Genomic DNA, 19,142 nt, shown 5'->3' on the forward strand with positions numbered 1-19,142 from the left:
ATGACTCAGCTCACCACCGTGACCGCGTCGGACGGCGTATCGCTGGCGGTGCACGCCTACACCGATGTCGACCCCCGACGCCCGACGGTCCTGGCCATCCACGGCTACCCGGATAACCACCACGTGTGGGACGGCGTCGCCGAAAAGCTCGGTGACCGATACAACTTCGTCGCCTACGACGTCCGTGGCATCGGTGAATCGGCCAGGCCGGCAAGCCGATCGGGCTATCGCTTCGTCCAACTGGTCGACGATATCGGCACGGTGATCGACAGCCTGGGGGTGGACGCCGTGCACCTCTTGGCCCATGACTGGGGCTCGATTCAGGCCTGGGCGGCGGTCACCGACGAGTCGGTGATGGGCAGGATCGCCTCGTTCACCTCGATCTCGGGGCCGCACCTGAACTATGCGGGCAGGTTTCTGCGGTCACCGCGCACGCCCCGCGCCGCGGCCGACGTCGTCAAACAGATCTTGGCCTCGGCGTATATCTGGTTCTTTCTGTGCCCGGTCCTGCCGGAGTTGGCGATCCGGTCCCGGGCGACCCTGAAAGTCTTTGGGGCCGTTGAACGCATCGGCCGGCCACGCGGCGCCGGTCCGCTGCGCGCGGCCCCGACCCGGTCGCTCGACGATTACCTCAACGGTCTCAACCTGTACCGCGCCAACATGCCCGGGCCGATCCTGGCGCCGCCGGCGCAGCTGCCCGAGACACGCGTCCCGGTGCAGGTGCTGGTGGCCCGGAGGGACTACTTCGTGTCGCCCGCGCTGCAGCGGTTCACCGGTTCCATACCGCCCGACAACAGGATCGTCCCGATCGAGGGTGGACACTGGGTGGTGGCCTCCCACCCCGACGTCATCGCCCAGCTCACCGCCGACTGGGTCGACTCGATCGTCGCACTCGACAGACCGAGGAATTCTTTGTGACACATGCCATCTGGAGCTCCAGGCCCGCCGACCTCTACGGCCGGCGCAAGCGCGACCGGCTTTACGCGGCGTTGTGGGGCGTGGGAACGGTGTTCGGTGCCTTCGCGTCGGCGTCGCGCTGGACGCCCTCGCGGGTACAGCCGGTGCGGCGGGCCAACACCGCGGTGGTCACCAAACGCGAGCTCCTCACGCCCGACGTGGTGGCCCTGACGCTGTCCGATCCGGACGGCGGATTGCTGCCGTCCTGGACGCCGGGAGCGCACATCGACGTTCGGCTGCCATCGGGTCGCCGGCGGCAGTATTCGCTGTGCGGACCGCCCGGGCGGCGCACCGACTACCGCATCGCCGTGCGCCGGATCGCCGACGGGGGCGGCGGTTCGATCGAGATGCACGACACCTTCGCCGTCGGTGACACGCTCACTTTCGAAGGGCCCCGCAACGCCTTCTATCTGGTGACGGACGAGCAGGAAGTGTTGTTCGTCATCGGCGGCATCGGGGTGACGCCCATCCTGCCGATGATCCGGGTTGCCCAACAGCACGGAATCAATTGGCGCGCAGTCTATGCGGGCCGAAGCCGCGACTACATGCCGCTGCTCGACGAGGTGCTGGCGGTGGACGCCGAGCGCGTCACCGTGTGGGCCGACGACGAGCGCGGCCGATTCCCGACCACCGACGAGCTGCTGGCCGGGGCGGGCCCGAAGACGGCCGTCTACGTATGCGCGCCGACGGCCGTGCTCGAGGCGGTCCGCGGGGCGCGCGACGAACACGTCGACGCGCCACTGCATTACGAGCGGTTCAGCCCGCCGCCGGTGGTCGACGGCATCCCGTTCGAGCTGCAGCTCGCGCGCTCGGAGGCTGTGCTCAGCGTGCCGGCGAATCGGTCGGCGCTGGCCGTCATGCTCGACCGCGACCCCGCGACCGCGTATTCCTGCCAGCAGGGGTTCTGCGGGACATGCAAGGTCAAGGTGCTGGCCGGTGAGGTGGATCGCCGCGGCCGCACGGTCGAGGGCGATGACGAGATGCTCGTCTGCGTCTCGCGGGCGAAAAGCGGTCGCGTGGTGATCGACGCCTGACACCATCGTGTTTCGAACGGGTGTGCGATGGTTATTCCAGTGGCATGGCTGACAACATGCAACAGGCGCCGCGGGAAACCCCCGAGAAGGACCGGTCGGACTGGGTGACCGGTGACGAGCCGATGACCGGGCCGCAGCGCAGCTACCTGAACACACTCGCCCAGGAAGCCGGGCGCGACGTTCCCGACGACCTGACGAAGGCGCAAGCGTCGGAGCTGATCGACGAGTTGCAGCAGCAGACGGGTCGCGGTGCCGATTAACCCGCGGGCCGGCTGTGCGCGGGCGGAGTCTGCGGATCGGCTTCCTTGCGGGTGAGATCGTGGAACCTGACGCTGACTCGTTGAAAGGCCTTGACGCGCTCGGCTTTTGCCTTCTTGGTGTAAGTCTTGCGGTCGGCCTGCGTGAGCTCCGCTTCATCAGTGAACGGGGTGAGCAACGCGCGTGGGTATAGCTGCTCGACGAGGATAACGTTGATCTCGGCGCACAGCACCAGCGTGGACGACACCAGGAAGAGGAAGGCCAGCAGCCCCAGCACCAACGCGAAAACGCTGTTCGTCGCGCTGGCCGATTTCACCGTGTGCGCGACGTAACCGGCGCCGAACCGCTGCAGGACCTGCCAGATCAATGCCGCCGCAAGGGCTCCCGGCCACACCTGCCGGTACGTGAGTGGTCGGGCGGTGGTCACGCGAAACGCCACCAGGCAGATGAGCCCGTTGATCGCGACGGCGGCGAGCGTGACGCCGATCTTCCCGACAAAGCCCAGGGCGCCCGTAGCCTGGCCGGCCGCGGACAGGACGGTGGCCGTGACGGCGGCCGACCCGAGGACCAACAGCAGCAGCAAGCTGCGCAGGCGCGATCGGATTGGATTGGGGCGCTTGTTCCTCGGGACGGCCCACACCGAATCCATCGCGTTCTGCACCGCCTGGCCGACACCCAGACCGCCATAGAGTGCCCCTACGATGCCGACGACCACCGCCACCGTGCCGCCGCTGAGCCCCTCGGGCTGGTGCAATTGGCTTCCGATGACGGGGAACTGGCTCAACGTGCTGTGCAGCACCTGGTCTTGCAGGTCGGGGCGCCCGGCGAGGATCACGCCCAGGCCCGTGGTCAGCAGGAGCAGCAGCGGAAACAGCGACACGAAACCGTAGTAAGTGATCAGCGCGGACAGGTAGCCGCCTTGATCGTCGAGGTACTTGTAGAAGACGGCGATCACCACACCGACGGCGCGGTTCCGTCGCTGCAACCTGTCCAGCCAGCCGACCATCGGTGCTCACTTCATATCTCAAAGCCGACACCCAATCGATGGGATGACCAGGCATACCCGGATTCGCGAATCGCCAACCCACCGGCTCGATTCGCTTGTCTCCGCCCTCACCGTGTTGGGCGCGCGTGCAACTGATACCGATGGCCGACGGCCGCTCGGCGGCATAGCCTCGGTCGCGCCGCTTGCTCGCGAGTCGCTCAAGGCGTCGCGGCACCACCGCAAGTTCATAAAAAAGCCGATAGACGAACCCTCGCAGCGATTTAATCAGTACTGAGCGGGCATCGAGGCATACGGCACGAGGAGGATCGACATGACCGACGCCATGGCAACGGGTCCGGACCAGGCGAGGTCGCACGCATCAGGGCGTCTTCGAACACGTTGCGGTCTAACGGTATTCGCGCTCGCCCTGGCCGGATTGCCGACGATCGCCATCGCCGCGCCGGCGGTCAGCCGGGCTGACGATCCGCCTCCGTGCGCCCCCGGCTGGGCTTGGAGCGCCGACTTGAATCAGTGCGTGTTCGTGCTTCCCGCCGCAAATGGACCCGGCGGCCCCGGTGGCCCCGGCGGGCCGGGTGGACCGGGGGGACCCGGCGGGCCGGGCGGCCCTGCGGGGCCCGGTGGTCCCGGCGGACCGGGCGGACCCGGCCGCCACTAGTCGACGGGCGGGTGTGCGCCCCGGGCTTTGCGTGTGAGCACTGGGTGGAAAAACCGCGCAAATCCCGCCCTGTCGCACACCCAAAGCCGTCAGCGCACACTGTTGCGCCGGCGGGAAGCCGCGCAACCGCGTCTCCAGCAGTCGTTATACTGACTAAGTAAAGCTTGGATTCGACACCAGAGAGCAGGCGCATGCCACGCACAGACAACGACACCTGGGACCTGGCCACCAGCGTGGGCGTGACGGCCACGATGGTCGCGGCGGCCCGGGCGATCGCCACCAAGGCCGACAACCCGTTGATCGAGGACCGGTTCGCCGAACCGCTCGTTCGCGCGGTCGGCGTGGACTTCTTCACGCGTTGGGTCAGCGGAGACCTCGACGCCGCCGACGTCGACGACCATGAGTCCGGCTGGAAGCTCGGGCACATGCCCGACGCGATGACCGCGCGCACCCGCTTCTTCGACTCGTTCTTCCAGGGCGCGATCGACGCCGGAATCCGGCAGGCCGTGATCCTGGCGTCGGGCCTCGACGCGCGCGCCTACCGCTTGGCCTGGCCGACCGACCTGACCCTGTTCGAAATCGACCAGCCAGAGGTCGTCGAGTTCAAGGCGGCGACCATGGCCGATCTGGGCGCCGCCCCGCGAGCCGACTTGCGCACCGTTGCAATCGATTTGCGGCAGGACTGGCCGAACGCCCTGCGCGAGGCGGGTTTCGACCCGCAGCGGCGCACCGCCTGGATCGCCGAGGGCCTGTTCGGTTATCTGCCGCCGGAAGCGCAAGACCGCTTGCTGGACAACATCACCGGGCTCAGCGCCGACGGCAGTCGGCTGGCCTGCGAGGCCGTGCCCGACCTGCCGGACCCCGACCGCGGGCGAGCGCAAGAGATGATGCGCAGGGCCGCCGTCAAGTGGCGGGAGCACGGCCTCGATCTCGAGTTCGCCGACCTGGGTTTTGAGGGTGAGCGCAACGATGTGGAGGCCTACCTGCAGGGCCTGGGATGGCGCACGGTCGGCACCCCGATGAGTCAGCTGCTGGCCGAGGGCGGCCTTGCAGCCATCCCCCAGACCAACGACCCGGTGTCGGTGGCCGACGCGATTTACTACGCCTCCATACTGGGCGGATGACGGCAGCGCAGCGCCGCGGTCTCAACGACGCGGTCACCCGGATGTGGAGCTTCCTCGCCCCGGCCTACGATCTCCCGTTCTTGCAGCAGTGGGTCTACCGGCCGCCCCACGACGAGGTGATCGCGCAACTGCGCTCCCACAACGCCCGCAAGATCGCTGACATCGCCTGCGGCACCGGTATTCTCAGCGACCGGATCGAGCGCGAACTGCATCCCGACGAGATCTACGGCGTCGACATGTCCGACGGCATGCTCGCCCAGGCCCGCGCCAGGTCCGATCGGGTGCAGTGGATGCGCGGCCCGGCCGAGCAGCTGCCGTTCGACGACGGGGCGCTCGACGCCGTCGTCACGACCTCGGCGTTTCACTTCCTCGACCAGCCGGCGGCCCTGCGGGAATTCCACCGGGTGCTGGCGCCCGGCGGCCTGGTGGCGGTCTCGGCCCTGAGCACCCGGCAACCGCTCCTGCAGGCCCCCGCGACCAATCGGTGGAAACCGCAGCACAACGCGTCGCCGGCCGAGATGCGGAGCTTGTTCGAAGGCGCCGGGTTCGCCGTCACCGATCAGCACCGCATTCCGCGGCCGGTCTGGGCCCGAATCGTGTCCGACCTGATCACCGTCGGCACCAAGAGTTAGCCTCGTCGGGCGAGGATCTCCCGAAGGGTCGGCAACGTTCGCTGGTCCTTTGGTCGGTTGGCTGCCTGCTTCGACCGGATCACGTCGCTGAGTGAGGCGATGCGCACGCTGACTCCATAGAGCTCGACCTGGGCCGCGTCGCGGCGCAGGTCGCGGTATCCGCTTGTGCCAGAAGGCTTGAAGCTTACATCGAGATCACCGGCGTCGGTGGTGAGGTTCCAGGTTTCAGCGGCGGCCAACGTTTCGCCGTCACAGGAGAACGGCAGGCCGCTTGGTTCGGAGTCGGTACGGATCCGTGCGTTGAGCTCACGCAGCGCGGCAGCGAGTCTGTCGAGGTTTCGCCGGCCCAATTCGGGGGTGATGTCGGCATCCTCTGTCGGAAAAGGCGACCCGTGGTAGACCGCGGCGAGGCCGCCGATGAGAACGTAAGCGACCTTGTGCCGGTGCAGAATCTCGAGGATGCGGGGTAGGTCGAGTTCGATGTCAGTCCCCTCCGGCCTGCCGCAGTGCAGCGAGCTGCCGCGCCACCCGGGCATGTCGATCCATGCGCTCCTGGCCGCTCAGGTCCGCAAGCCGAGTCGCCTGCGCCGTATCGCTGTCGTCGCGCGGCACCAGCATCAGCTCTAGGTCGAAGCCGCACAAGCGCACCAATCTACGAACGTCATCGAGACTGATGGCGGTGCGGCCGGACTCCCAGCGGGCGACGGCCGACTGCGTTGTAGCAGCGCGGATCGCCAATTCGGCCTGTGTGAGACCCGCGCGCCGGCGCGCCTCACGGACCAGGTCGCCACCGTAGGACGTCATGTCCAGTAATATAGCAGAAATGCTATACTATTGCCGGTGCCCACTGGGACGGCCAGAATGCGGGAGTGAAATTCGCCTTCCCCCTACCGCACATGCTGCGACTCAAGGCAATCACCCAGCCGTGGGAAGCCGACGTCACGGGCGCTGACCAAACCCGAATGGTCAAGCGCGCCGAGGCGATGGGCTACGACATGATCGCGATCCCCGAGCATTTCGTCATCCCCACCGACCACGTCGAGCTGTCCGGTCCGCATTACCTCCATTCCACCGTCGCGCAGGCCTACATCGCGGGAGCCACCGAGAAGATCCGGCTGAATTCGTGCGTCACGGTGCTGCCGCTGCAGCATCCGATCGTGGTCGCCAAAGCGCTGGCGACCGCCGACTGGATGAGCAGCGGGCGCATGATGGTCACCTTCGGAATCGGTTGGCTGGAACGCGAATTCGACTTCCTCGGGGTACCGTTCCACGAGCGCGGCCGCATCGCCGACGAATATCTCGCGGCGATCATCGAACTGTGGACCAGCGAATCGCCCCGTTTCGAGGGCAGATACGTCTCCTTCCGCGACATGGCATTCGAACCCAAACCCGTTCAGAAACCCCACCTTCCGGTCTGGGTCGGAGGCGACGCCGATGCCGCCCTCAAGCGCGCGGCGCGATTCGCCTCCGGCTGGTGGCCGTTTTTGACCCCACCGGACAAGATCGCCGAACGTGTCCAATTCCTCAAAAGCCAACCCGGCTACGACGGGCGGCCTTTCGAAATCATGCACGGGCTGGGTACCAACCGCGTCGGTGAGGGCCACCGCGTGGTCAAGGATCCGCACGCACGCCCCGGCAGGAGCGCCCAAGAGCTCATCGACACCCTGAATCAGCTTGCCGAGCAAGGGGTTACCTTCAGCGCGGTGCCCGTCCCCGCCGTGCGCGGGATCGACGAATACCTCGACTACGCCGACTGGGTGATCGAGGAGATCAAGCCCGAAGTGGCTTGACCCTAACGGACCCCGCGGATACCCGCCTCACCGGACGGCGAGGCGGGTATCCGCGTGGATTGGCTTGTTACAGCGGGATCCAGACCCCGAAGAACCAGAAGCCCCACTGGTTGAATCCGGGATCCCAAACGGGCGTCTCGTTGTACCCGTAGTAGTTGATCGGGCCGTAACCCCATGGCCCGCCCGGGGGCGGAAGGGGCCTGTCCCAGGCCGGCCGCGGCGGCGGACCGTATCCCCAAGGTCCGGGTCCGTCGCCCCACGGGGCACCGTGGAAGTAGCCGCGCTGCGGATCGCCATGCCACGGTCCGCCGGGCCCACCGGGACCGCCGGGGCCGCCGGGATGGTCGTCGCCCGGACGGTCGGGCGGCGGTCCGCCCGGACCGCCGGGCCCACCGGGGCCGCCGGGATGGTCGGGCGGGGGTCCACCGGGACCGCCGGGGTGACCGGGTCCGCCCGGAGGCCCACCAGGATTGCCGGGCCCGCCCGGGCCGCCCGGAGGCCCACCCGGGCCGCCCGGATCGTTCGGTCCGGCCGGGCGGTGGTCCGCGGGCGCCGGGGCGCCGTGGTTACCCGGGGCCGGCGGCTGCGGACCCGGAGCGGCGAACGCCGAACCGGCACCCATGCCCAACGCGGCGGCACCCAGAGCGCCGGCGATCGTTCCCCCCGCGATGAATTGCTTTAATTTCATAGTCCTTCACCTGTCTAGAAGTGAGTTCCTAGAACCCCCCAACAATCCACACGCTAGATAGCGCGTCTATGGATCCGCTGTGACGACCCCATGTGCAACTTTTGGGGACGCGGCGGCGCCGAAAAACGCCGAATAAGGCAAGCCTGCGCTCGCTTTGGCTAGCCTATATTTGCTGGTAGGAAGCGGTTTTGACGTATATCGTGGCGGTCGTGTCGGCTACCTCCCATCCGGCCGAACCCCACGTGGGATCGGTCTCGTCGAAGCTGAATTGGCTGCGCGCCGGAGTCCTGGGCGCCAACGACGGCATCGTGTCCACCGCGGGCATCGTCGTGGGCGTCGCGGCGGCGACGGTGGACCGCGGCCCCATCCTGACCGCCGGAATCGCCGGGCTGGCCGCCGGGGCCGTGTCGATGGCGCTCGGTGAATACGTCTCCGTCAGCACCCAGCGGGACACCGAGCAGGCGCTGTTGACCAAGGAACTTCAGGAGTTGCGCGACGATCCGGCGGCGGAGTTGGACGAGCTGGCCACGCTGTACGAAGGCAAGGGCCTGTCGGCGGCGACCGCGCGCACCGTGGCCGAGGAGCTCACCGACCACAATCCGTTCCTCGCGCACGCCGAGATCGAGCTCGGTATCGATCCCGAGGACCTGACCAACCCCTGGCAGGCGGCGCTGTCCTCGGCCCTGTCGTTCACGGTGGGCGCCTTGCTGCCGTTGATCGTGATCCTGGCGCCCCCGGCGGCCTGGCGGATCCCGGCCACGGTCGTCGCCGTGCTCCTGGCCCTGGTGCTCACCGGCGCGGTCTCGGCGGGACTGGGCGGTGCGCCGCCGGGCCGGGCCGTGCTCCGCAACGTCATCGGCGGCGGGCTCGCCCTGGCGGTCACGTATGTGATCGGCCACGTGGTGGGGGCCGCGATCGCCTGACCGGCCCGGTCGACGCCGGGCGTCGGGACTGGAACGGGAACTGTAATATTTACCGTTGCCGTTCTGACCCGAAAGAGTCGTGCATTGACCGAAACGAAGACCCTGCCGAACGACGTTGATCCAGCCGCGCCGATGCCATACTTCCTGCGCGACGAAAACCGTTTCGTGCCAACCGAAATCGCGCGCGGCGGCTGGGGTCCGTCACTCAGCGGCCACGTGGTGGGCGGCCTCTTGGGCCGGGCGGCCGAACGCGCCGTCGACGACCCCGCATTCCAGCCCGCGCGCCTGACCGTCGACCTTCCCGCACCGGCCGCCCTCGAACCGATCGAAGTGCACACGCAGGTGCGCCACGATCGCCGGCGATTGCGGCTCGTCGAGGCCGTTCTCACCCAGGGCGGTGTCCCCGTCGCGCGGGGGAGTGCGCTGTTCCTGCGGCGCGGCCCGCAGCCCGAGGGGGACGTGTGGTCCCCGCCGGTCCAGATGCCCCCGCTGCCCATCGACGACGGCGCGCAACCGTCGCTGTTCATGCGGACTTACGGTTGGGGCACCGGAATTCAGAACCCCGACCGCGACTGGGCGGACCGCCGCGGCCCCAAATACACCTGGCTGCAGGAGACGCGCCCGCTCATCGACGGCGAACCGCTCGGCGCCTTCACCCGCGCGGCGATGGGCGCCGACATCACGGCGTCGCTCGCCAATTGGGGCACGAACGGTTTGCAGTTCATCAACGTCGACTACACCCTCACGCTGACCCGGCTGCCGGACGGGCCATACATCGGGCTGGCCTCGCTCACCCACCACAGCCACGACGGCGTAGCCAGCGGCGCGGCCGTGCTGGTCGACCGGACGGGCCCGATCGGCAGTGCCGTGTCCGTCGCGATCGCGCACTCCGGGTTCCGTCCGATCGCCGAGCCGCCGGCCGGATGACGGTCGGCAGCGACGCCGGCTACTGGGGTCTGATCGCCGACGCGGCGCGGCGGGGGTCGAACCGGGCGCTGCTCGCCGACGACCATGGACGCAGCTTGACGGCGCGCCAGTTCCACGACGCAGCGTGCGCGACGGCCGCCGCGTTCGCCGGCCGGGGGATCGGCGCGGGAACCGTCGTGTCATGGCAGCTGCCGACCACGCTCGAGGCCACCATCGTGATGGCGGCGCTGGCGCGCCTTGGCGCGGTGCAAAACCCGATCATTCCGATCCTGCGCGAGCACGAGGTCGGCTTCATCACCGCGCAGCTCTCGTCGGAATTCCTTGTGGTGCCGGAGTTTTGGCACGAATTCGATTACGGTGGGCTGGCGCGGTCGCTGTCTGCGGGGCGGAGCTTCGAGGTCATCACCGTCGATCTGGCCACCCCGCCGGCGACCGGTGAGATTCGGCTGCCCAGCGCCGATGCCGATTCCCTGCCGCCGCCGCCGGACCCCACAGGGGACGCTCGATGGATCTACTACTCGTCGGGGACCACCTCGTCGCCCAAAGGGATCCGCCACACCGACGCGTCGGTGATGGCCCCCGCGGTGGGCTTGGTGAACAAGATCGGAATCACGGATAGCGACGTGGATCCCGTCGCCTTTCCCATCGCCCACATCGGTGGCGCCGTGATGCTGGCCGCCGCACTGTTGACGGGCATGCGGTTGGCGCTGTTCGAGGTGTTCGACCCGGCCACCACGCCGCTGTCCATGGCGGCGCACAACCCCACGTTCCTCGGCATGGCGACACCGTTCTTCGTGGCGTTCCTCGAGGCCCAGCAGAACCACGGGGACGAGCCGCTGTTCCCCTACGCGCGCGGCGGCCTGGCCGGCGGCGCGCCCATCACCGCCGAGCTGGGGCGCCAGGTCCGCGAAACCCTCGGCCTGCCCGGCATCGCGAACGCGTGGGGGCTCACCGAATTCCCGGTGGCCACCTCACCTTCGCTGACCGCGGCGCCGGAGGTGCTCGACCACACCGTTGGCTCGCCGGGTCCCGGGGTCAGCGTTCGAGTGGTCGGCGACGGGGAAATCGAGCTGGCCGCGGGGCAGGAGGGCGAGCTCCGGCTCAAGGGACCCCAATGCTTCCTCGGCTACGCCGACGGCGCCCTGGACGCCGACGCGTTCGACGCGGACGGCTGGCTGCGCACCGGTGATCTCGGGATGGTCGACGCGGACGGCAACGTCCGCGTCACGGGCCGGATCAAGGATGCGATCATCCGCAACGCCGAGAACGTCTCGGCCCTCGAGGTGGAGAACGCGCTGGCCACCCACCCCGCGGTCGCCGACGTCGCGGTCATCGGGGTGCCCGACCCGCGCACCGGCGAGCGCGTGTGCGCCGTCGTGGTGCCCGCATCGGGCGATGGCGTCTCGCTGGATTCCCTTGTGCAGCACTGCCGTTCGCAAGGACTGAGCCGCTACAAACACCCCGAGCGACTGGTGATCGTCGACGCGCTGCCGCGCAACCAATTCGGCAAGGTGATCAAGAAAGACCTGCGCGCGGCCTTCGGCTGAACCGCTGACTACAACCCCTTCGGCGCGTCGCGGACCGCCTGCACCGCCGCGGCATCGCCGTCGAACTCCACCCGCGCCTCCCGGCCAACGGAGAACAGCAGCAGCTCCTCGGGTGCACCGGTCACGACCACCGTCGTGCCATCGAATTTGCCGGACCCCGCGGTCAGCACCGTCTTGCCCTCCGGGATGCGCAGGGCGACCCGGCCGGGCACCTTGGCCAGCGTCATCCGTGCCATCAGCGACAGCGTGCGGCGCAGCGCCCTGCACAGCCCCTGTTCGAGCACCCGCGGCTCCCAGTCCGGTTGCGCGCGGCGGACGTCCTCGTGGTGGATGAACATCTCCGCGACGTTGGCCACCGGGTCGAGCAGCTTGAACGGGGAGTAGACCGGAGGGCCGGACGCGACCTTGTCGACCAGCTCATCCCACTCCGTCTGCCCCGCCACCTCGTCCTGCAGCTTGGCGGTGTGGGAAGCGAAAAACGGGATCAGGATGCCCGGAGCGGCGTCGGGCCGGTACTCGCGAATCACCAGGTGAGCGGCCAGGTCTCGGGTCTTCCAACCTTCGCACAGCGTAGGCGCATCCGGCCCGACGGCTCGCAGGGTGTCGACGAGGGCGGCGCGTTCGCGTTGTGCAACGGTCATGCGTTCAGGGTAGGGCCAGCCCCTGCGCGTGGGCGACGCGGATCTCGGTAAATTTGAAACGTCATGTCGGGACGCCGAATGTAGGGAAGGCCATGAACGCACGCGTCGAGCAGTTGGAGTTTCAGGCAGAGGCTCGCCAGCTCCTGGATCTGATGGTTCACTCCGTCTACTCCAACAAGGACTCGTTCCTGCGGGAGTTGATCTCGAACGCCTCCGACGCGCTGGACAAGCTGCGACTGGAAGCTTTCCGCAACAAGGACCTCGATGTCGACACCTCAGATCTGCACATCGAGATCGACGTCGACAAGAACGCGCGCACCCTGACCGTTCGCGACAACGGCATCGGGATGACCCGCGACGAGGTTGTGGACCTGATCGGCACGCTGGCCAAGTCCGGCACCGCCGAGCTGCGCCAGCAGCTCAGGGAGGCCAAGAACGCCAAGGACGCCGGGGCCTCGGAGGAGCTCATCGGCCAGTTCGGCATCGGCTTCTACTCGAGCTTCATGGTCGCCGACAAGGTCGAGCTGCTGACCCGCAAGGCCGGCGAGAGCGAAGCCACCCGGTGGGAGTCCAGCGGCCAGGGCACCTACACCATCGAATCCGTCGAGCACGCCCCCCAGGGAACGTCGGTCACCTTGCACCTCAAGCCCGAGGACGCCGAGGACGAACTGCACGACTACACCGCGGAGTGGAAGATCCGCAATCTGGTCAAGAGGTACTCCGACTTCATCGCCTGGCCCATCCGGATGGAGGTCGAGAATCGCACGCCGGCAACTGAGGAGGGCGGCGAGGAGACCGTCACCGTCGAGACCGAGACGCTCAACTCGATGCAGGCCCTGTGGGCCCGGCCCAAAGACGAGGTCTCCGAGGAGGAGTACAAGGAGTTCTACAAGCACATCGCGCACGCCTGGGACGACCCGCTCGAGGTGATCGCGATGAAGGCCGAGGGCACGTTCGAGTACCAGGCCCTGCTGTTCATCCCCTCCCACGCCCCGTTCGACTTGTTCAACCGCGACGCCAAAACCGGGGTTCAGCTGTACGTCAAGCGGGTGTTCATCATGGGCGACTGCGAAGAATTGATGCCCGAGTACCTGCGCTTCGTCAAGGGCGTCGTCGACGCGCAGGACTTGTCGCTCAACGTGTCTCGCGAAATCCTGCAGCAAGACCGGCAGATCAAGGCGATCCGTCGCCGGCTGACCAAGAAGGTGCTGTCCACCATCAAAGACCTGCAGTCCGAGCGGCCGGACGACTACCGCACCTTCTGGACCCAGTTCGGCAGAGTCCTCAAGGAAGGGCTGCTGTCGGACTTCGACAACCAGGACGCCCTGCTGCGCGTGGCGTCGTTCGCCTCGACGCACAGCGAGGAGGAACCGACCACACTGGCCGAGTACGTCGAGCGGATGAAGGACGGGCAGCAGCAGATCTTTTATGCCACCGGCGAGACCCGGCAGCAGCTGCTCAAGTCGCCGCACCTCGAGGCCTTCAGGGCCAAGGGGTATGAGGTCCTGCTGCTCACCGACCCCGTCGACGAGGTGTGGGTCGGCACCGTGACCGAGTTCGACGGCAAACCGCTGCAGTCGGTGGCCAAGGGCGAGGTCGACCTCGACTCCGAGGAGGAGCAGAGCGGCGCCGAGCGCGAGGAGCAGCAGAAGGAGTTCGCCGACCTGCTGGCCTGGCTGACCGAGACGTTGAGCGACCATGTCAAGGAAGTGCGCCTGTCGACGCGCCTGACCGAGTCGCCGGCCTGCCTGATCACCGATGCTTTCGGGATCACGCCGGCGCTCGCGCGCCTCTACCGGGCGTCCGGGCAGGACGTGCCGATCGGCAAGCGCATCCTCGAACTCAACCCGAATCATCCGCTCGTCACCGGCCTGCGGGACGCCCACAAGAACGCGGACGACGACGCGGCCCGCACCCTGGCCGCGGAGACCGCCGAGCTGCTCTACGGCACGGCGCTTCTCGCGGAAGGCGGCGCGCTCGAGGATCCGGCGCGGTTCGCCGAGCTGCTGGCGGACCGGCTGGCTCGCACCATGTGAGCGGAGCGCGTCCGGTTACTCAATGTTCACCATGGTCACAGCAAACACACACGTGATTGAAAACGCGGTACGCGGGATAATCACATTCCATGGCCACGTTTCGAATTGTCGACCCACATGGCGAGATCGTGGCGACAAGGAACTTTGACAACGCGGAGGACGCGCACGCGTGGTTCAGCGGCTCCATCGCCAGTTCCGAGCTGGGCTGGCGGATGGAGGTCGACGACGACGGGCAGTGGGCGTTCTTCGACGACACCGAGGGGTTCACCGCCGTTCCGAGCCGCCGACCGGCGTCGGTGGCGCGCCCGCGTGATCCGCGCTAGGCGGCCGGCGGGCCCGCATCAAATCGTCTATTTCCCAAACCCGTTCGCGTCCTCGGACAGGACGCGGTAAAGCAGTTCCCCGGTGTCGAGTAGATGCCTGCTCACCAGCGCTTGCGCGTTCGCGACGTCGCGCCGGCGCACCGCGCTGAGCAGCGCCGCGTGTTCCCGGTCGGACTGTCCCTTGTAGGACGGCAGACCGAACTTGAGCCGGAGGTAGCGTTCGCCGCGCTCGTGGAGCAGCGCGATCATCGCGAGAAGTTGCGGTCGGTCGGCGGGTTCGTAGAGGCTCGTGTGAAAGGCCTCGTTGCGCGCGACGTACAGTGACGGCTCGGTTTCGACGGAGGCCGCCTCGCACAATGTTTCGGCCCGGCGCAGCGAGGCCGGCGTGTGGGCCGGTATCGCCAGTCCGATGGCGAGACTCTCGAGCGCGGCGCGCATCTCATAGACTTCGCGCGCCTCATCGGCCGACAGCGGTGCCACGGTGGCACCCTTGTTCATCTCGACCCTGGCCCAGCCTTCGCTTTCGAGTTGGCGCAGGGCTTCGCGCACCGGGATTGCGCTGACCGAGAAATGCCGGGCGATGGCGTCTTGGCGAAGCGGCGCGCCGGGGGCGAGGGTGCCGTCGACGATCGCGGCGCGCAGCGCGTTGGCGATCAGCCGCGGGGTGCTGCCCCGCTCGGCGATCGAAAGCGCCGTGGGGAGTGCGCCGAGGGCGTTGTCCGGGGCGGACGGACCTGTTACGCTCATCACTATATTATATACAATGTGACGCGCAGCGGCCGCAAAGCCCGCGCGCCTGCTCGAATCCCGGCGGTCGGTTGACCGTACCAACGGAGGCGCCGAATGACTTCGACAACGGAACGGGCCGGTGTCGCCCGACGCCGCACACCGCTCAATCGCTCTCAGATCGCCGGATTCTGGGGCGCGTGGACGGGTTGGACGCTCGACGGGATGGATTCGTTCATCTACGCGCTCGTGCTCGCCCCGGCACTGACCGAGCTGCTGCCGCGTTCGGGTTTTGCGGCGACGTCGACGAATGTCGGTCTTGCGGGATCGATCCTGTTCGCGCTGTTCCTGGTCGGCTGGGGCCTGTCGTTCATCTGGGGGCCGATCGCCGACCGCTTCGGCCGGACCAAGGTGCTGGCCGCGACCATCTTCACATTCGCGATCTTCACCGGGCTTTCCGCCGCGGCGCAAAACGTGTGGCAGCTGGCGATCTTCCGCTTCATCGCGGGTGTCGGCATCGGCGGCGAGTGGGCGCTGGCGGGCACCTACGTGGCCGAGGCATGGCCCGAGGACCGGCGCAAGATGGGCGCGGGCTATCTGCAGACCGGTTACTACGCCGGATTCTTTCTGGCGGCGGCCCTGAATTACACCGTCGGCGTGCAATTCGGCTGGCGCGCAATGTTTCTGACGGGTGCGGTGCCGATCGTCGTCGCGATCCTGATCTTGACCCGGGTGCAGGAGACCGAGAAGTGGGAGAAGCTCGAGGCCGATCCCGCGGTCCGGGTGAAGCCGTTGCGCGAGATCCTCGGTCCGCGCTACCGGCGCCGCACCTGGGTGGCCTGCGCGCTGCTGACGATTGCGATCGTGGGCCTGTGGGCGGGCGCGGTCTACGAACCGACGGCCGTGATTCAGTTGGCGCAGCACGCGGGCTTCGGCAAGGGCGACGCAACCAGAACCGCGTCCTTTGCCACGGGCCTGTTGTCCATCGGCACCATCCTGGGGTGTCTGGTCGTGCCGGTGCTGTCCGAGCGCATCGGGCGCCGAAAGACCCTCGCGATTTACTTTGCCGGAATGGCGATTTCGATCGCCGGCAGCTTCGGCTGGGCGTTCTATCTGCCCAACGGTCTGGCGCCGTTCATCGCATGGCTGTTCGTGCTCGGGTTCTTCGGCGGCAACTTCGCCATCTTCAGCCTGTGGTTACCCGAGCAGTTCGAGACGCGCGTCCGCGCAACGGCGTTCGCGTTCTGCACCTCGTTCGGCCGCTTCGTCGGCGCGGGCGTGAACTTCCTGCTCGGCGCGGCGGTCCTGCGCACCCATACCCTGGGGTTGCCCGTCGCGCTGACGGCCGTGGCCTTCGTCATCGGGCTGTTCGTCATCCCGCTGGCTCCCGAGACCCGGGGCGAGGAGCTGCCCCAATAGGTTTCGCGGCTAGCCTGCGGCAAAGTGCTCGGCGATCAGCCGGCTGGCGTGTGGGTACTCGCGCAGCACGACGCCCAACACGCCGGCCAGTTCGCTGAGCATCATGTCGTCGCCGTTGCGGCTGCGGACGAGGTCGGCGATCCAGGCTGCGGTCTCCGGGATTGGACGGTGATCGCCGGTCAGCAAGGCTGCCGAGACGGCGTGCAGGATCTGGTGCAAGGCGTCGTCGGCGATGTCCATGACGCTGTGCATGACGTCGGCCTCGGGCGTGGTCACCGCGGCGACGAGTGACCATCGCTCGCTCAACAGGGCGACCAGGTGGCGGTGATCCTCCTCGAGTGCGGCTTGCTCGGCGGCCGCGGCGTCGGGCAACGGCGCGGCCGGTTCCACGACGGCCGGCAAGCGCGCTATCGCGGCGATGGCACCCGGCGCGTCCGGCGCCCACGCGGTGGCGCCCAGGGCGCGGGCGCGCACGTCGTCGTCGCCAAAGGCGGGACCGCCCACCAGGATCGGCACGCCGACCGCTGTGCTCGCCTCGATGAACCGGCGGCAGGTTGGCAGCGACCCGAGCACCGAGCAGCTGACCGCGACGGCATCGGGCCCGAAGTCTTGAAGGTGCTGATTGAGCCGAAGCGGGTTTGTCGACGCTCCCAGCAGGGTGGTGTCCCAGCCCGAAGCCCGCAGCGCGCAGTGGATGATCATCGCGGGCAGTGCGTGCCATTCGCGTTCCGCGCAGGCGACGACGACGCTGCCGTGCGTGACCGGAACGCGTTGCACGTGCTCCTCGACGACGGAGGTCGCCGAGACAGCCATCGCGGTCGCGGCGTGCTCTTGTGCCACCGTCCATTCGCCGCGCTGCCAGCGGCTGCCGACCTCGCGCTGGGCGGCGGCGATGACGTCGGTGAGCACCGAAACCGGGTCAACCCCGGCGGCCAGCATGTCGTGCACCAGCTCGGTGATGGCGGTGGCATCGCCCCTGCCGAGCGCGCGGTCGTAATCCCGCAGCGGATCGGCCGGGAGGCTCAACTGCCGCATGTCACGGCGAGCAGTGCCATGTCGTCGTGCGCGCGGCCGTCGAGGTGTTCGAGGACCTGCTGCTCGACGACTTCGCACACCACTTCCGGTCCCGCGCCGGCGTACGGGGGCAGCAGGTCGATCAGCCGATCGACGCCGTACTGCCCGTCGGCGCCGAACGCCTCGTCGATGCCGTCGGTGAACATCAGCATCGTGTCGTCGCGGTCCAACCGGATGGTCACCTGTTCGTACGCGAGCCGCGCCACCATGCCCGCCGCGGTGCCGCCCACGTCGACCTGTTCCACCCGGCCGTCGGCGCGCAGCACGATCGGCTTCGGGTGGCCGGCCGAAGCGAGATCCACCCGCAGGCCACCGTCGGCGGCGCGCCGCATCCGGGCGCACACCACCGTGACGAATTGCGCGGTGGCTTCGTCGCACAACACGGCGTTCAACGCGCCCAGGACCGCCTCGGGACGGCGGTCGAAATGCGCTGCGGTGCGGACGCTTTGGCGGGCCCGGCCGTTCAGGGCCGCCGCCTCGACGCCCTTGCCGCACACGTCACCCAGGCACAGCAGCCAGTCCCCGTCGTCGCCGTGCGCGTCGTAGAAGTCGCCGCCGATGTCGAGCTGTTCGGCCGCCGGGCGGTAGCGGGCCGCCAGGCGAACACCATCGATCCGGGGCAGGGCGGGCGGACGCAGGCTGTCCTGCAACACCGCGGCGACCCTGGCGCGTTCCTCGTACAGCCGCGCGGTATCCAACGCCAGCGCGGCCCGTTCCGCGACGCGCCGGATGACGGCGAGCTCGTCCTCGAAGGGGCATCGCCCGCCGCCCCGCACCATGACGAGTGCGCCGAACGTCGTGCCCCGCGCGGTGAGCCCGACACCGAGCACGTCGGCGGGCCGCAACGTCGCGGCCTCTTGCACCAGCCGCGGGTGCGGGATCATGGTCGCCAGGCTGCCCTCGGCGTCGGCGCCGAGGGCGACGTGGACGAGCTCGGCCCGCCCGGTCCGCAAGACGCGGCCCAGCCCTTGTGGGTCGACGGAGCGCTGGGAGACGAGGGCATGGAACCCGGCGTCGTCGCCACCGACGAGCAACAGGCCCCCGGTCTGGGCGTCCGGCAAGATAACCACGGACCAGTCGGCGAGTTGCGGGCGGATCATCGTCAGCAGTCGCAGGGCCGTGCGGCGCAGGTTGAGCGATCCGGCGAGCCCATGGGCAACCTTCTCGACCAGCTGGTCACCGTCGCGAACCGACAGGGCTTGTGACGGGCTGACGTCGGTGATCGCCTTGCCGGCAGGGGCTTGTTGCACGCGCATTGCACCACATTTCCCGCCCTGACGGGCGTTGATCGTTTGCGTCGTTGCGAGGGGGTCGCACGCGGCGGGGAATGGGAACGATGCCGCGTTCGGGAGGAAACCCGCGGGAACTTCCGGTGGCGCATC

General features: G+C 68.3%; 21 protein-coding genes. 13 read left to right on the forward strand and 8 right to left on the reverse strand.

Annotated elements, in window-relative coordinates; all coding sequences use genetic code 11:
- From A5696_RS04200 to A5696_RS04210, 3 genes are read left to right on the forward strand one after another with little or no spacing between them, the layout of a single operon-like run.
- Positions 1-918: an alpha/beta fold hydrolase gene (locus tag A5696_RS04200; protein ID WP_067873906.1), complete on the forward strand. Its 918-nt coding sequence runs from the start codon at positions 1-3 to the stop codon at positions 916-918.
- A complete protein-coding gene (locus A5696_RS04205) occupies positions 915-1,991 on the forward strand; it encodes a PDR/VanB family oxidoreductase (RefSeq protein ID WP_067873908.1) in 1,077 nt (358 codons plus the stop codon). Before A5696_RS04200 ends, A5696_RS04205 begins: the two co-directional genes overlap by 4 nt.
- A 44-nt stretch (positions 1,992-2,035) precedes the next feature.
- A complete protein-coding gene (locus A5696_RS04210; RefSeq protein ID WP_067873911.1) occupies positions 2,036-2,251 on the forward strand; it encodes a DUF3072 domain-containing protein in 216 nt (71 codons plus the stop codon).
- On the opposite strand, the gene A5696_RS04215 is transcribed toward A5696_RS04210, so the two are convergent.
- Positions 2,248-3,255 carry a YihY/virulence factor BrkB family protein gene (locus A5696_RS04215; protein WP_067873914.1) on the reverse strand — a complete coding sequence of 336 codons (1,008 nt, stop codon included), beginning with the start codon at positions 3,253-3,255 and terminating at the stop codon, positions 2,248-2,250. The genes A5696_RS04210 and A5696_RS04215 overlap by 4 nt on opposite strands.
- Positions 3,256-3,298: 43 nt before the next feature.
- Here A5696_RS04215 and A5696_RS27555 point away from each other — a divergent pair, with 43 nt between their 5' ends.
- From A5696_RS27555 to A5696_RS04225, 3 genes are all read left to right on the forward strand, one after another.
- Complete coding sequence (locus A5696_RS27555; protein WP_156738240.1) at positions 3,299-3,529, forward strand: hypothetical protein; 231 nt, start codon at positions 3,299-3,301, stop codon at positions 3,527-3,529.
- Between the two features lie 572 nt (positions 3,530-4,101).
- Positions 4,102-5,034, forward strand: coding sequence for an SAM-dependent methyltransferase (locus A5696_RS04220; protein WP_067873917.1), 933 nt, complete (start codon positions 4,102-4,104; stop codon positions 5,032-5,034).
- A complete protein-coding gene (locus A5696_RS04225) occupies positions 5,031-5,666 on the forward strand; it encodes a class I SAM-dependent methyltransferase (protein ID WP_067873918.1) in 636 nt (211 codons plus the stop codon). The genes A5696_RS04220 and A5696_RS04225 overlap by 4 nt, the downstream gene beginning before the upstream one ends.
- Here A5696_RS04225 and A5696_RS04230 read toward each other — a convergent pair.
- The gene (locus A5696_RS04230) at positions 5,663-6,202 is read right to left on the reverse strand and encodes a hypothetical protein (protein ID WP_067873921.1); all 540 of its coding nucleotides are present in this window, start codon (positions 6,200-6,202) and stop codon (positions 5,663-5,665) included. The genes A5696_RS04225 and A5696_RS04230 overlap by 4 nt on opposite strands.
- A complete protein-coding gene (locus tag A5696_RS04235; protein ID WP_067873924.1) occupies positions 6,150-6,470 on the reverse strand; it encodes a helix-turn-helix transcriptional regulator in 321 nt (106 codons plus the stop codon). The genes A5696_RS04230 and A5696_RS04235 overlap by 53 nt, the downstream gene beginning before the upstream one ends.
- A gap of 65 nt (positions 6,471-6,535) precedes the next feature.
- Here A5696_RS04235 and A5696_RS04240 point away from each other — a divergent pair, with 65 nt between their 5' ends.
- Positions 6,536-7,456, forward strand: a complete 921-nt coding sequence (locus A5696_RS04240; protein WP_067873927.1) for a TIGR03619 family F420-dependent LLM class oxidoreductase — start codon at positions 6,536-6,538, stop codon at positions 7,454-7,456.
- A 67-nt stretch (positions 7,457-7,523) separates the two neighbouring features.
- Here the strand turns inward: A5696_RS04240 and A5696_RS26890 are convergent, their stop codons facing one another.
- Positions 7,524-8,144 (reverse strand): chitin-binding protein, encoded by a 621-nt coding sequence (locus A5696_RS26890; protein ID WP_082956269.1) that lies wholly within the window; start codon positions 8,142-8,144, stop codon positions 7,524-7,526.
- Between the two features lie 209 nt (positions 8,145-8,353).
- On the opposite strand from A5696_RS26890, the gene A5696_RS04250 reads away from it, so the two are divergent.
- The 3 genes from A5696_RS04250 (at position 8,354) to A5696_RS04260 (ending at position 11,541) form a co-directional block, all read left to right on the forward strand.
- Positions 8,354-9,067, forward strand: a complete 714-nt coding sequence (locus A5696_RS04250) for a VIT family protein (RefSeq protein WP_067874432.1) — start codon at positions 8,354-8,356, stop codon at positions 9,065-9,067.
- A gap of 132 nt (positions 9,068-9,199) precedes the next feature.
- Complete coding sequence (locus tag A5696_RS04255) at positions 9,200-9,994, forward strand: thioesterase family protein (protein WP_067874435.1); 795 nt, start codon at positions 9,200-9,202, stop codon at positions 9,992-9,994.
- On the forward strand, positions 9,991-11,541 hold the full coding sequence (locus A5696_RS04260) for a class I adenylate-forming enzyme family protein (RefSeq protein ID WP_067873932.1): 1,551 nt from the start codon (positions 9,991-9,993) through the stop codon (positions 11,539-11,541). The genes A5696_RS04255 and A5696_RS04260 overlap by 4 nt, the downstream gene beginning before the upstream one ends.
- Before the next feature lie 8 nt (positions 11,542-11,549).
- Here A5696_RS04260 and A5696_RS04265 read toward each other — a convergent pair whose 3' ends face one another.
- Positions 11,550-12,182 (reverse strand): TIGR03085 family metal-binding protein, encoded by a 633-nt coding sequence (locus A5696_RS04265; protein WP_067873934.1) that lies wholly within the window; start codon positions 12,180-12,182, stop codon positions 11,550-11,552.
- Positions 12,183-12,274: 92 nt separating this feature from the next.
- Between A5696_RS04265 and htpG the strand changes: the two genes are divergently transcribed.
- Together htpG and A5696_RS04275 are read left to right on the forward strand one after the other, a co-directional pair.
- A complete protein-coding gene (gene htpG, locus A5696_RS04270; RefSeq protein ID WP_067873937.1) occupies positions 12,275-14,218 on the forward strand; it encodes a molecular chaperone HtpG in 1,944 nt (647 codons plus the stop codon).
- An 89-nt stretch (positions 14,219-14,307) separates the two neighbouring features.
- Entirely contained in the window at positions 14,308-14,541 is a 234-nt protein-coding gene (locus tag A5696_RS04275; protein WP_067873940.1) for a hypothetical protein, read from the forward strand.
- 27 nt (positions 14,542-14,568) lie between these two features.
- Here A5696_RS04275 and A5696_RS04280 read toward each other — a convergent pair whose 3' ends face one another.
- Positions 14,569-15,288, reverse strand: coding sequence for a GntR family transcriptional regulator (locus A5696_RS04280; protein WP_067873943.1), 720 nt, complete (start codon positions 15,286-15,288; stop codon positions 14,569-14,571).
- Positions 15,289-15,384: 96 nt separating this feature from the next.
- Here A5696_RS04280 and A5696_RS04285 point away from each other — a divergent pair, with 96 nt between their 5' ends.
- Positions 15,385-16,686 carry an MFS transporter gene (locus A5696_RS04285; RefSeq protein ID WP_067873945.1) on the forward strand — a complete coding sequence of 434 codons (1,302 nt, stop codon included), beginning with the start codon at positions 15,385-15,387 and terminating at the stop codon, positions 16,684-16,686.
- Between the two features lie 9 nt (positions 16,687-16,695).
- Here A5696_RS04285 and A5696_RS04290 read toward each other — a convergent pair whose 3' ends face one another.
- Together A5696_RS04290 and A5696_RS04295 are read right to left on the reverse strand one after the other, a co-directional pair.
- Positions 16,696-17,712, reverse strand: a complete 1,017-nt coding sequence (locus A5696_RS04290) for a B12-binding domain-containing protein (protein ID WP_369803287.1) — start codon at positions 17,710-17,712, stop codon at positions 16,696-16,698.
- The gene (locus A5696_RS04295; protein WP_082968903.1) at positions 17,709-19,016 is read right to left on the reverse strand and encodes a PP2C family protein-serine/threonine phosphatase; all 1,308 of its coding nucleotides are present in this window, start codon (positions 19,014-19,016) and stop codon (positions 17,709-17,711) included. The genes A5696_RS04290 and A5696_RS04295 overlap by 4 nt, the downstream gene beginning before the upstream one ends.
- Positions 19,017-19,142 lie beyond the last annotated feature (126 nt).

It is taken from the genome of Mycobacterium sp. E2699 (assembly GCF_001666745.1).
GTDB lineage: Bacteria > Actinomycetota > Actinomycetes > Mycobacteriales > Mycobacteriaceae > Mycobacterium.

Excerpts from the sequence above, each read along its gene's own strand:
- A5696_RS04200 (WP_067873906.1), top strand. The coding sequence starts at position 1 with ATGACTCAGCTCACCACCGTGACCGCGTCGGACGGCGTATCGCTGGCG.
- A5696_RS04210 (WP_067873911.1), top strand. The coding sequence starts at position 2,036 with ATGGCTGACAACATGCAACAGGCGCCGCGGGAAACCCCCGAGAAGGAC.
- A5696_RS04215 (WP_067873914.1), bottom strand. The coding sequence starts at position 3,255 with ATGGTCGGCTGGCTGGACAGGTTGCAGCGACGGAACCGCGCCGTCGGT.
- A5696_RS27555 (WP_156738240.1), top strand. The coding sequence starts at position 3,299 with ATGACCAGGCATACCCGGATTCGCGAATCGCCAACCCACCGGCTCGAT.
- A5696_RS04220 (WP_067873917.1), top strand. The coding sequence starts at position 4,102 with ATGCCACGCACAGACAACGACACCTGGGACCTGGCCACCAGCGTGGGC.
- A5696_RS04225 (WP_067873918.1), top strand. The coding sequence starts at position 5,031 with ATGACGGCAGCGCAGCGCCGCGGTCTCAACGACGCGGTCACCCGGATG.
- A5696_RS04230 (WP_067873921.1), bottom strand. The coding sequence starts at position 6,202 with ATGCCCGGGTGGCGCGGCAGCTCGCTGCACTGCGGCAGGCCGGAGGGG.
- A5696_RS04235 (WP_067873924.1), bottom strand. The coding sequence starts at position 6,470 with ATGACGTCCTACGGTGGCGACCTGGTCCGTGAGGCGCGCCGGCGCGCG.
- A5696_RS26890 (WP_082956269.1), bottom strand. The coding sequence starts at position 8,144 with ATGAAATTAAAGCAATTCATCGCGGGGGGAACGATCGCCGGCGCTCTG.
- A5696_RS04255 (WP_067874435.1), top strand. The coding sequence starts at position 9,200 with ATGCCATACTTCCTGCGCGACGAAAACCGTTTCGTGCCAACCGAAATC.
- A5696_RS04260 (WP_067873932.1), top strand. The coding sequence starts at position 9,991 with ATGACGGTCGGCAGCGACGCCGGCTACTGGGGTCTGATCGCCGACGCG.
- A5696_RS04265 (WP_067873934.1), bottom strand. The coding sequence starts at position 12,182 with ATGACCGTTGCACAACGCGAACGCGCCGCCCTCGTCGACACCCTGCGA.
- htpG (WP_067873937.1), top strand. The coding sequence starts at position 12,275 with ATGAACGCACGCGTCGAGCAGTTGGAGTTTCAGGCAGAGGCTCGCCAG.
- A5696_RS04275 (WP_067873940.1), top strand. The coding sequence starts at position 14,308 with ATGGCCACGTTTCGAATTGTCGACCCACATGGCGAGATCGTGGCGACA.
- A5696_RS04280 (WP_067873943.1), bottom strand. The coding sequence starts at position 15,288 with ATGAGCGTAACAGGTCCGTCCGCCCCGGACAACGCCCTCGGCGCACTC.
- A5696_RS04285 (WP_067873945.1), top strand. The coding sequence starts at position 15,385 with ATGACTTCGACAACGGAACGGGCCGGTGTCGCCCGACGCCGCACACCG.
- A5696_RS04295 (WP_082968903.1), bottom strand. The coding sequence starts at position 19,016 with ATGCGCGTGCAACAAGCCCCTGCCGGCAAGGCGATCACCGACGTCAGC.